This window comes from Stenotrophomonas sp. YJH_SMC_120, assembly GCF_059368675.1.
Genome location: NZ_JCAFRY010000019.1, coordinates 1 through 11713, shown reverse-complemented (window position 1 = coordinate 11713; position 11713 = coordinate 1). Strand labels below are relative to the sequence as shown.

Genomic DNA, 11713 nt, shown 5'->3' with positions numbered 1-11713 from the left:
CGATGCCCGGCCTCAGGCCGCGGCTTGCCGGAATTCAGGGGTACGCGACAGCAGCGAGAGGGAGAACACGCCCCAGTCGTGGCCGTCGGCGTGGAAGGCGCGATCGACGAAGTGGCCGTAGCGCCCTTCGGCCAGCGTGCCGGCCGCGATCTGCTGGTCCAGTTCAAAGCTGCGCTGGCCGAACAGTTCATCGATGGTCAGGGCGACGTCGCCGCCGGCCTGGCGCATGATCAGCACGCGCTGGCCTTCCTGCTGCACGGTACGCGTGCCTTCCAGGAAGTACTTCAGGTCGACCACCGGGAACAGGTTGCCGCGCAGATTGCCCACGCCCAGCAGCCACGGCTGCGCGCACGGCACCGGGGTCACCGGCGGCATCGGCACGATTTCCACCACTTCGCGGAAATCGGACACCAGCCGGCGCTGGCCGACGCGGTAACCCACGCCACGCCAGAGGTCCTGGGCGAACTGCCGCTCGGGCAGCTGCACCGCATGGGCCAGGCTGCGCCGTTCGTAGGCTTCGAGAATGTCGAAGGGCGAGCGCATCAGGCCACCAGTTCGTTGATCCGCGCGATCAGTTCATCCTCGCGCGGCGGCTTGACGATGTAATCGGCCGCGCCCTGGCGCAGGCCCCATGCCTTGTCGGTTTCCATCGCCTTGGTGCTGACGATGATCACCGGGATGTGCTTGATCGCTGCATCACGGGCCATCGCGCGGGTGGCCTGGAAGCCGCTCATGCCGGGCAGGACCACGTCCATCAGCACCAGCTGCGGCACCTGGTCGCGGACCAGCTGAAGTCCATCCTCGGCATTGTCCGCTTCCATCACCTCGTGGCCGGCACGGCGCAGCCACTGGGTGAACACCGCGCGGTCGGTCGGTGAATCCTCGATCAGAACGATACGAGCCATTGTGCCTTTCCCCCCTGGTCAGGCGTTGACGTATGTGCGGATGGCACCCAGCAGTTCTTCACGCGTGAAAGGCTTCGTCAGGTACTGCTCCGAGCCGACGATGCGTCCCCGCGCCTTGTCGAACAGGCCATCCTTGGACGACAGCATGATGACCGGGGTCGCCTTGAACAGCTGGTTGCCCTTGATCAGCGCACAGGTCTGGTACCCGTCCAGGCGCGGCATCATGATGTCGACGAAGATGATCTGCGGCTGCTGGTCTGCGATCTTCGCAAGCGCTTCGAAGCCGTCGGTGGCGGTGACCACCTCGCAGCCTTCGCGCTTGAGCAGCGTTTCCGCAGTCCTGCGGATGGTCTTCGAATCATCGATGACCATCACCCGGAGTCCTGCGAGTTCCCCGCCCGCAGTCGTGTTTTCAGTCATTGCCTATCCCCAAGCGCACGGCCCGATCTCTGGCGGGGGCCGCTACGAAAGCGTATCTATATCGCACTTTCCGCGCCCGCTTCAAGGCCGCCCCATGGCGCGGGGCATGGCACCCTCCTGAACGTGACGGGTTTCGCAATGCGTGCGCGACCGCCGGGCGGACGCTGCGTTGCAGGACGGCGGGGAGGCGCGCGAGCGGCGTTGCCGCTACCATCAACGCCTTGCCTGACAGGTGCGCCCATGCCGTTGAACGTCATCGTGGTGATGGATCCCATCGCCCACATCAAGATCGCCAAGGACACCACCTTTGCCATGCTGCTGGAAGCCCAGCGCCGCGGCCATGCCCTGCACTACGTGCGCCCGGGCGGCCTGGCCCTGGAGGGTGGCGTAGCGGTGGCCCAGACCGCGCCGCTGCAGGTGCGCGACGACCCGGCCGGCTGGTATGAGCTGGGCGCGTTCAGCCGCACCGAGTTCGGCCCCGGCCAGATCGTGCTGATGCGCAAGGACCCGCCGGTCGACGCCGAATACATCTACGACACCCAGGTGCTGGACGTGGCCGCAGCGGCTGGCGCCTGCGTAGTCAACAACCCGCAGGGCCTGCGCGACTACAACGAGAAGCTGGCCGCGCTGCTGTTCCCCCAGTGCTGCCCGCCGACCCTGGTCAGCCGCGACGCGAAGGTCTTGAAGGCCTTTGCGCTGGAGCACGGCCAGGCCGTGCTGAAGCCGCTGGACGGCATGGGCGGCCGCTCGATCTTCCGCAGCGGCCAGGGCGATCCGAATCTGAACGTGATCCTGGAAACCCTGACCGACGGCGGCCGCAAGCTGGCGCTGGCCCAGAAGTTCATTCCCGACATCACCGCCGGCGACAAGCGCATCCTGCTGGTCGATGGCGAACCGGTGGACTACTGCCTGGCGCGCATCCCGCAGGGCGATGAATTCCGCGGCAACCTGGCCGCCGGCGGCCGCGGCGAAGGCCGCCCGCTGAGCGAGCGCGACCGCTGGATCGCCGCCCAGGTCGGCCCGGAGATGAAGCGCCGCGGCATGCGCTTCGTCGGCCTGGACGTGATCGGCGATTACCTGACCGAGGTCAACGTGACCAGCCCGACCTGCGTGCGCGAACTGGACGCGCAGTACGGCCTGAACATCGCTGGCACCCTGTTCGACGCACTCGAGGCCGGCCTGCGCTGATGTCTGCCGCACCTGCCGTCCTGCCCCCGCCGCCGCGCGAAGCGCAACGGCTGGGGGCGACCATCGCGCTGTCGGTGCTGGTCCACGCCCTGCTGATCCTGGGCGTGGGCTTCGCCGTGAAGGGCGATGCGCCGCTGGTGCCGACACTGGAAGTCATCTTCAGCCAGACCCGCACCGCGCTGACCCCGAAGCAGGCCGATTTCCTGGCCGCGGCCAACCAGGAAGGCGGTGGCGAGCACGACCGCGCACAGCGTCCGCGCGACAACCAGGCCGGCATCGTGCCGCAGGCCCAGTCCGGAATCAGCCCGGTTCCACAGCAGCAGCAATCGGCCGCGCCGGTTCCGCCGCCACAGGCACGGGTGGTCAGCAGCCGCAATGGCGAAGAGGTGGTGGCGCAGGCGCAGTCCCGCCCCACGCCGGATCAGCCCGAACCGGATGCGCCCTTGAGCGCACGCGAACAGCGCGACGTGGAGATGGCGCGGCTGGCTGCCGAAGTACATCTGCGCTCGGCGCAGTACGCCAAGCGCCCGAACCGCAAGTTCGTGTCGGCCAGCACGCGTGAGTATGCCTATGCCAATTACCTGCGCGCCTGGGTCGACCGCGCCGAGAAGGTAGGCAACCTGAATTACCCGGATGAGGCGCGGCAGCGCCGCCTCGGCGGCCAGGTAGTGATCAGCGTGGGCGTGCGCCGCGATGGCAGCGTGGAGAGCAGCCGGATCCTGCGTTCGAGCGGGACGCCATTGTTGGATGAGGCCGCCCTGCGGGTGGTGCAGCTGGCCCAGCCGTTCCCGCCATTGCCGAAGACTGAAGACGAAATCGACATCCTGCAGGTCACCCGTACGTGGGTGTTTCTGCCGGGCGGCACCCTGCACGACGACCGGTAGGGTTTTGTTGCCCGGGCCTGCGGCCCGGGACCCGCTGGAGGCAACAGCAACAACTGAAGCAACAGCAACAGCGGCGGTTGGGCTGTGGGTTTGGCGGGGCGGTGTGGGCTTGCAGGACACGCCGTAAACCCGTCCCTGGGGGCTCGATGGCGCCTTGCTCGTGTGCGCTGTCCTGCGCACACGGCAAGACCGGGGTTGGGCGTCCTGCCCAACCCGCCCGAGGCGTGCCTCGGGCCCATGGCGCAACGGTCCTGCAAGCCCACACCGCCCCACCTCTGACAGATCGCGGCGCATCACGTCCCGCTCCGCTGTTGATAGGTGTCGACCTTGGTCGACACATATCCACGCTACGTGTGGATGCGAGCGAAGCGATCCGCTTTTGACTTTGATTCTCTTTTTTGATTTTCCGTGGCGGACGCACACGGAAACTGTCAGAGGCCGGGCGGGTGGGCTGCGCAGGGGCGTGAGCCGCATGGATGCGGCGACCGAGCTTACAGGGACGTACTTGCAGCGCCCCCTGCGCAGCCCACCCGCCCGGCCAAACCACGGCTTTTGATCTACGCGACCAATCCCGCCACGAGGGGCTCAGCCGTTGGCCTTCGCCTTCGCCTCGCGCGCGGCCTGCTGCTCGACCAGGGTCAGCGCCACATTGTCACGCAGGTACGCCGGCTCGACCTTCTCCGGTGCAATGGCTTCGCCGCGAGCGAACGCCGGCACCGCCAGTGCCAATACATCCGACGCCCGCGGCAGCGCCGTCGCATCAAAGCCGCGCAGGCCGGTGCCCAGCTGGGTCACCAGTGCCCCCTCGGCTGCACCGAAACCGGTGCCGACACCGTAGGCCGACATCCCTTCCGGCAGCGCAACCGCAGCGGGTGCGCACACGCGCTCGGCATCGCGTGCCACCGGTAGGCCGTCTACACGTTCGAAGCGCGCGACATACAGCTCCCCCATCCGTGCATCGATCGCCGACAGGATCTGCGTTTCGTCCGCCGGTGCCCGCAGCGCCAGCACCTGCAGCGTCGAGACCGGCAGCAACGGCCGATCCAGTGCCAGCGCAATGCCTTGCGCGATGGCGATCGCCAGGCGCACGCCGGTGAACGCACCCGGGCCGCGGCTGAGCGCGATACCGTCCAGCTGGCGGCGGCTGATGCCTGCTTCGGCCAGCAGCGCCTCGGCCCACGGCAGGCTCAGTTCGGCATGCCGGCGCGGGGCGATCTCGAAGCGTTCCAGCACCTGCCCATCGACATGCAGGGCAACGGAACAGGCTTCGGTGGCGGTTTCAAAGGCGAGCAGTTTCATCGGATCGGGTCAGAACAGGGGGAACGTGGCACCGGGCGCCGGCTCGGGGCCGGTCGCAACGGCGGCCGGGGCAGCCGCATGATCGGCCACGGGCGCCCATTGTGGCGTAAAGAAGGCCTGCACATCGGCCAGACTGCGGGTACGGCGGAATGGCGGCAGTGAATCGAGGAAGACCCGGCCATAACCACGGTTGAGCAGCCGCGGGTCGCACAATACCAACACACCACGGTCGCTCTCACTGCGGATCAGGCGACCGACGCCCTGTTTCAGCGCAATCACCGCCTGCGGCAGCTGCTCATCGCGGAACGGATTGCCACCCTGGCTGCGGATCGCCTCCAGCCGTGCCTCGTACACCGGATCGTCCGGCGCCGCGAACGGCAGCTTGTCGATCATCACCACGCTCAGCGCCTCGCCCACCACGTCCACGCCCTCGCGGAAACTGGCCGAGCCCAGCAGCACGCCATTGCCCGATTCGCGGAAGCGCTGCAGCAGCGTCGCGCGCGGCGCCTCGCCCTGCACGAACAACGGCCATGGCCCATCACGCAGTGCCTCGGCGGCCTCGCGCAATGCACGGTGCGAGGCAAACAACAGGAATGCCCTGCCCTGCGAGGCCTGCAACACCGGCCGCAGGGTCTGGATCAACGCAGTACCGAAGCCCCGCGCAGCCGGATCAGGCAGGCCTTCGGGCAGGTAGCACAATGCCTGCTCGGGCCAATTGAACGGACTCGGCTGGACCAGCGTGTGCGGATCGTCCAGGCCCAGGCGGGTGGCGATGTGGTCGAAGCCACCGCCCACGGTCAGCGTCGCCGAGGTGAAGATCCATGCCGCGCGACTGCGTTCGCGATGCTCACGCAACGGGCCGGACACATCCATCGGCGTGCGCTGGCAGCGAAAACCACGTGGCGTGAGCTCGTACCAGAGCACATCAGCGGCAGTGGCGGTTTCCGCCGGGTCGGTATCGAAATCGAGGGCAGGTTCGTCATCGCCCAGCCAGCGGCTGAGCCGCGAGACCGCTTCGCGCGCCCGTGCATGGCAGGCATCCAGGCCCGCCGCGGCTTCGCGCAGCGGCTGCAGTGCCTGCTCCAGCGTCACCAACCCCGCCATCACCGTATCGAATCCATCGCGCACCTGCGGCATCGCCAACGCGCGCCATTGCGTGCCACGCGGCGGCAGTCCCTCCATCGCCGAACGCAGGGCCAGCAGCGCCTGCTGCAACTGGTCGACCGGTTCCTGCAGCGCGGACTGCGCGCCGCCGACGCCACGCGCTTCGGCCAGGCAGTCGCGGCCCAGTTCCTGCCACGGGCGCATGCCGAAACCTTCGCCGAAGAACTGCGCGGCCAATTCGGGCAGCTGGTGTGCCTCGTCGATGACGAAGGCCTGCGCCCCCGGCAGCAGTTCACCGAAGCCATCCTGCTTCAGGGCCAGATCGGCCAGCAGCAGGTGATGGTTGACCACCACCACATCGGCCGCCTGCGCACGCTGCCGCGCGCGCACCACGAAGCAGTCATCCCAGAACGGGCAGTCGGTACCCAGGCAGTTGTCGACAGTGGAAGTGACCATCGGCAGCAGCGGCGAATCATCGGCCAGGCCTTCCAGTTCGGCGATGTCACCGAACTCCGAACGACCGGACCAGGCCAGGATGCGCTGGAACTGCGCCGCCTGTTCGGGGCTGGAAAAACGCGGCTCGCCGCGCGCCTGCTGCAGGCGATAGCGGCACAGGTAGTTCGCGCGCCCCTTCAGCAGCGCACTGCGCAGGCCGACACCCAGCGCCTGACGCACCCGTGGCAGATCGCGGTGGTAGAGCTGGTCCTGCAGCGCGCGGGTTCCGGTGGAAATGATGGTACGCAGCCCGGACAGCAGCACCGGCACCAGGTAGGCAAAGGTCTTGCCAGTGCCGGTACCGGCCTCGGCCAGCAGCGGGTCACGCTGCTGCAGCGCATCGGCGATGGCTTCGGTCAGGTGCAGCTGTGCCGGACGCGGGACGAAGGCATCCAGGTGCGAGGCGAGCGCGCCGCCGTCGCTGAGGGCTTCGCGGCTGGCATGGACAAGGTCGGACATCAGAGGGAAAGGATACCCGGCCGGGCGCTGCCCGGCACCCGTTTCAAGCCAGAGCGCAGGCAAAGGCAACAGCAACAGCGTGGTTCATGGCTCTGGGTTGCTGCGTGTTTGGCGGGGCGGGAGGGGCAGGCAGGACACGCCGTAAACCCGTCCATGGGGGCTCGATGGCGCCTTGCTCGTGTGCGCTGTCCTGCGCACACGGCAAGACCGGGGTTGGGCGTCCTGCCCAACCCGCCCGAGGCGTGCCTCGGGCCCATGGCGCCAACGGTCCTGCCTGCCCCTCCCGCCCCGCCTTCGACAGTTTCCCGGTGACGGATGGACGTGCTTCGTGGCGTCGCGCTTGCTCGACTGGATTCAGAAGCGGTGGGTCGAACGGAAACAATAAGGGGTCGAGTGCGCGCAGCGCGCGACCCGCTTTTGATTTTCTTTTTCTTTTCCGTGGCTGGACGCACACGGGAACTGTCAGAGGCCGGGCGGGGTGGCTTCGCGGGGGTGTCCGCGGCATGGATGCCGCGGCCAAGCCCCCAGGGACGGTTCACGGCGTCCCCCGCGGACCCACCCCGCCCGGCCAAGCGCGGCTTTTGCTTTACGCGGCCAAGCAGCCAGCCACGAGGGGCTGTTCCGTTGGCTGAAAACTCAGTACCGCTTGATCCCCGGCACCGTGCAGCCTTCCAGCTGCGCATGCGCCGACACCGCATTCTCCTTCTCGCCCCGCGCCAGGCGAGACTGCTCGATCGTCGCCCAATGCCGGCGGCACAGCGGCCCTGTCTTCGAGCCCAGGTCGACCGCCTTGCGCGCGAACGCCTCCGCCTGCGCCCACTGCCCCTGCAGCAGCGCCAGCTCGGCGCGCTCCTGCAGCACCGCCGGGTCGCCGGCGACGATTTCCAGCGCGTGGTCCAGGCTGCTGGCGGCACCGGCCAGATCGTTGGCTTGGCGTTGCGCCTGCGCGGTCACCCGCAGATCTTCCACCTGCGAGTCACGCAACGGCTGCACCGACAGCTCCTTGTCATCCGGGCCAGCGGCTGCGTCAACTGCGGCCAGGCGCTGCGCCGGCGTGGTGGTATCGACCGGTTTGACCACCGGCGGTGCACTGCTCACGCAGGCGGCCAGGGACAGGCTGAGGCCGGTCAGGGCCAGGGGCTGCAGCAGGGATCGCATGTTCATCGGCATCATCGGCTCGGGGGAGGAGTGGCAGCGGGCGTCGCGGCAGGTTCGGCAGGCACTTCCGGCTTGCGGTCCAGGCCGAACCAGCTGCGCCAGCCACCACCCTCGCCTTCGGCCTCACCCTGCCCGTCCGGCGACACCGCCGGTGCACAGGGCGCATAGGCCGGCGCATAGCCGACCACGAACGGGAAGCGGCGCGCTCCCGGGCAGCCTTCGTCGGTCGTGTTGAGGCCGCTGGCGGCCACCGACTGCCAGTCCAGGCCCTTGTTGCTGACCCGCAGCGGCGCACTGGGAAGACGCTGGAAGATACCCGACCAGACCCGCATCGCGCCGGTAGCACCGTACAGGCCAGCCTGCTCGTTCTGGTCGTTGCCGATCCAGATCACCGCCAGGTGATCCCCGGTGTAACCGGCATACCAGCTGTCACGACCATCATTGGTGGTACCGGTCTTGCCGGCCGGCTGCAGGCGGCTGAGGCCATCGGCGTTGAGCCGCTGCGCGGTGCCGCTGGCAACCACCTGCTGCAGGCCGACACTGATCAGGTTGGCGGCAATCGAATCGCCTTCCTGGGCCGGTGCCGGGGTCTTGTCGTAACGCTTGAGCAGCTTGCCCTGCGGATCGAGCACGCCACGCACCGCATGCAATGGCTGGATTTCGCCACCGGACGCGAGGAACTGGTACAGCTGTGCCATCGCGTATGGGCTCTGGTCGGTCGAACCGAGGATCACCGCCGGATTCGCTTCGGCCTTGATGCCGGCCAGCACGTGGATCAGCTGGGTCACACGCTCGGGGCCGACCTGCATGCCCACGCGCACCGTGGCCTGGTTGTAGGAATGCGCCAGCGCGTCGATCAGGCGCACGGTGCCGTGGCTGCGGTTGTCCGCGTTGCCCGGGCTCCAGTTGCGGCCACGGCCGAGCTGCACCGTCACCGGCGAATCGTCGACCCAGCTGGCCAGCGAGTAGCGGTCCGGCTGCGCCAGCGCCAGCAGGTACACGAACGGCTTCAACAGCGAGCCGACCGGGCGCTGTGCTTCGATCGCTCGATTGAACCCCACCTCGGACACCTCACGGCTGCCGATCACCGCCAACACGTCACCGTTGTGCACGTCGGTCAGCACCATGCCGGCCTGCAGTTCGGGACGGCGCTTGCTTTCCAGCGACTTGATGGTGCGGGTCACCGCGCCTTCGGCATAGGCCTGCGCAGACGGCGACATGCCGGTCATCACGCTCAGGCCGGCGCCCTGCAGCGCCGATTCCGGATAGTCATGGCCGAGCTGGCGGCGAACCAGGTCCACATAGGCCGGGAAGCGGTTGGCCGCCACCAGGCCCGGCGTCTTGGGCACGCCCAGCGGCGCCTTCAACGCACGCTGGTACTCGGCATCGTCGATCAGCGTCGCCTCATGCAGCTTGCCCAGCACGAAATTACGGCGATCCAGCGCGCGTTCCGGGTTGCGCCGCGGATCGTAGTAGGACGGGCCCTTGACCAGGCCGATCAGCAGCGCGATCTGCTCGGTTTCCAGCGATTGCAGGTCACGGCCGAACCAGAACTCGGCGCCGGAAGACATGCCGTGGATGGCCTGGCTGCCGCGCTGCCCCAGGTACACCTGGTTGAGATAGGCCTCGAAGATGGTGCGCTTGTCGTAGCGCGCCTCCATGATCAGCGCGTACAGCACTTCGTTGAATTTGCGGGTGACCGTCTGTTCCTTGCCGATCCCGAGCAGGCCGCTGCGGGCCAGCTGCTGGGTCAGCGTGGACGCCCCCTGGCGACTCTGGCCACCGGAACGGACCGTCACCCACACCGCGCGCGCGATGCCGGACAGATCGATGCCGTGGTGACGGTTGAAGTCCTTGTCCTCCACCGCCTGCAGGCCGGTCACCAGCAGGTCCGGCGCCTCGTCCATGCGGATCAGGCGGCGTTCTTCCTGCTTCTGCCCGTACAGGGTGGCAATACGCGCCGGGTCCAGGCGCGCAGCCTTCAGCGCCTTGCGGTTGTCGGCATCACGCAGCGACGCGACCGCACCGTCTGCCAGCGACAGTTCCAGCCGACGCGGTGCGACGCGGCCATCCACATCGTTGTAGCCACGGCTGGAAATGACAAAGCGCCCGCCGTTCACCGCATAGGTCGCCGGCTCCTTGCCCTGCCCGTCATCGCGGTAGGCGGATGCGGCGAGTTCGGTCTTCAGGGTCGCCGCGTCCATCGCCTTGCCGGGTGTGAGCACCAGCGGCCGCGCATATACCCGGGTCGGGATCTGCCAGCGCAGTTCACCGAAGCGCTGGGTCACCTGTTGGTTCAGGTACAGCGTATAAGGGATCAGGAAGCCCAATCCCAACGCGACCGCAGCCATGCTCCAGGTGATCAGGCGACGCCGCCACAGCGGGCTGTCGTCCTGCTGGTCGTCGTCGAAATCGTCGATGTCGTCGGAATCGTAGCGTCGGGGCACGGGCATGCAGGCAGGTAGGGTCTGGCGAGTCTAACGCAGGCGCCGCGGTGGCTGGCAGGCGATGGCCCGCGGTTTCACTGCAGTTCAAGCAGCGCGCGGCGCCCGCCACCCGGCCCACGCACCCGCAAGCGCTGCCCAGCCCCCTTTCCAGCCGCCCCCCGCCAGGCAGACGTTGGCCAGGCGTGCGATCAACCGCGGCGCATCATGGGCGATCCAGCCTGCCGGCACATCCACGCGGCGATACAGCTGCAGGCGCGACCAGGCCATGCGCCAGGCGAGCGCGTGAAGTCCCTGGAAGCGCTCCGGCGCCACCACCACGCCGCGCTGTCCCAGCAGATCGGCCAGGGCCAGCAGGCGCCCGGCCGTGCGCTGGCGCGCCTGTGAATCGAACAGATCGAGATGGCGCAGGCGTTGCAGGAAACCGCGGCGACTGGCACCGATCTGGTTGTTGCCATGCTGCCGGTAGTCGATGGTCGGTTCGGCCAGCATGTCCAATCCTCCACGCAGCGATGCGTGGACCGCCAGCCATTCGTCGTGGCTCCAGCCCGGCGGGACCGGCAGCGATCCGGCCAGCAGCCCGCGGCGCAGCGCACAGGTGGCACCGGTGATGAAGTTGCGCAGCAGGATCGCGTCGATCGCAAGGCCCGAGCGTTCCAGCTCGACCTCGGCCGGATGGACCACCAGTACCTCCAGCAGCCGCTGGCCAAGCGGCGCGCCCTGCGCGTCCACCAGCCATGCATCGCTGTGCAGCAACAACAGGCCCTGATCGGCCTGGAAGCGCTCCACATAGCGGCGGACACGCCCCGCATGCCAGACATCATCCTGGTCGCACAGGAACAGGATGTCGGCCTGGCAACGCATCAGTGCATCGGCGAAATTGCGCACATAGCCGAGATTGCGCGCGTGCTGGACGATCTCGACACGGATGCCCAGCGCCTGTGCACGCGGCACGAAGGCCTGCAGCAGCTGCAGCGTCTGGTCGCTGGAACCGTCATCGCCGATCATGACTTCGTTCACCGGAAGATCCTGGTCGAGGATGCTGTCCAGCTGCGCCTGCAGGTAGCGCGCACCGTTGTAGGTGCACAGCGCGACGCCAATGCGCTCGGCAGGGGCCGATCGGGATGGCGCGTCAGGCATCGAACGTACTCGCGGAAACAAGGGCCGGGGGATGGTAGCAGAGCCCCCAAAGAGGATGGATACGGTGGCTGGCTAGCTGTGATCTCTCTGTACGTTGTTCATCCGGGACATCTTTGGAAAATGGTGGTTACCACACCTCTCCAGACCCCAAAGAGCCCGGATGAACCACTATAAAAATGCCCGTTTGACCGTCCATAGTCGAGCACTTCTTATTCGC

Annotated in this window: 10 protein-coding genes; 2 read left to right on the top strand and 8 right to left on the bottom strand. The window is 67.8% G+C overall.

Annotated elements, in window-relative coordinates; genetic code table 11:
• Positions 1–12: 12 nt before the first annotated feature.
• The 3 genes from AC5P60_RS17705 to pilG are packed head-to-tail and all read right to left on the bottom strand — an operon-like array spanning position 13 to position 1325.
• A complete protein-coding gene (locus AC5P60_RS17705) occupies positions 13–543 on the bottom strand; it encodes a chemotaxis protein CheW (RefSeq protein WP_005410716.1) in 531 nt (176 codons plus the stop codon).
• On the bottom strand, positions 543–905 hold the full coding sequence (locus AC5P60_RS17700; protein WP_111203646.1) for a response regulator: 363 nt from the start codon (positions 903–905) through the stop codon (positions 543–545). The genes AC5P60_RS17705 and AC5P60_RS17700 overlap by 1 nt, the downstream gene beginning before the upstream one ends.
• A gap of 18 nt (positions 906–923) precedes the next feature.
• On the bottom strand, positions 924–1325 hold the full coding sequence (gene pilG / locus AC5P60_RS17695) for a twitching motility response regulator PilG (RefSeq protein ID WP_005418455.1): 402 nt from the start codon (positions 1323–1325) through the stop codon (positions 924–926).
• Positions 1326–1565: 240 nt separating this feature from the next.
• Between pilG and gshB the strand changes: the two genes are divergently transcribed.
• The gene (gene gshB / locus AC5P60_RS17690; protein WP_005410718.1) at positions 1566–2513 is read left to right on the top strand and encodes a glutathione synthase; all 948 of its coding nucleotides are present in this window, start codon (positions 1566–1568) and stop codon (positions 2511–2513) included.
• Positions 2513–3397: an energy transducer TonB family protein gene (locus AC5P60_RS17685; protein WP_005410719.1), complete on the top strand. Its 885-nt coding sequence runs from the start codon at positions 2513–2515 to the stop codon at positions 3395–3397. The genes gshB and AC5P60_RS17685 overlap by 1 nt, the downstream gene beginning before the upstream one ends.
• Positions 3398–3982: 585 nt before the next feature.
• Here the strand turns inward: AC5P60_RS17685 and tsaB are convergent.
• The 5 genes from tsaB to AC5P60_RS17660 form a co-directional block, all read right to left on the bottom strand.
• Positions 3983–4696 (bottom strand): tRNA (adenosine(37)-N6)-threonylcarbamoyltransferase complex dimerization subunit type 1 TsaB, encoded by a 714-nt coding sequence (gene tsaB, locus AC5P60_RS17680; RefSeq protein ID WP_012481047.1) that lies wholly within the window; start codon positions 4694–4696, stop codon positions 3983–3985.
• 9 nt (positions 4697–4705) lie between these two features.
• Positions 4706–6754, bottom strand: a complete 2049-nt coding sequence (yoaA, locus tag AC5P60_RS17675; protein ID WP_049452989.1) for a DNA repair helicase YoaA — start codon at positions 6752–6754, stop codon at positions 4706–4708.
• A gap of 636 nt (positions 6755–7390) precedes the next feature.
• Entirely contained in the window at positions 7391–7927 is a 537-nt protein-coding gene (locus AC5P60_RS17670) for a hypothetical protein (protein ID WP_049404693.1), read from the bottom strand.
• A complete protein-coding gene (gene mrcB / locus AC5P60_RS17665; RefSeq protein ID WP_049453541.1) occupies positions 7924–10359 on the bottom strand; it encodes a penicillin-binding protein 1B in 2436 nt (811 codons plus the stop codon). The genes AC5P60_RS17670 and mrcB overlap by 4 nt, the downstream gene beginning before the upstream one ends.
• A gap of 84 nt (positions 10360–10443) precedes the next feature.
• Entirely contained in the window at positions 10444–11496 is a 1053-nt protein-coding gene (locus AC5P60_RS17660) for a glycosyltransferase family 2 protein (protein ID WP_088470542.1), read from the bottom strand.
• Between the last annotated feature and the right edge of the window lie 217 nt (positions 11497–11713).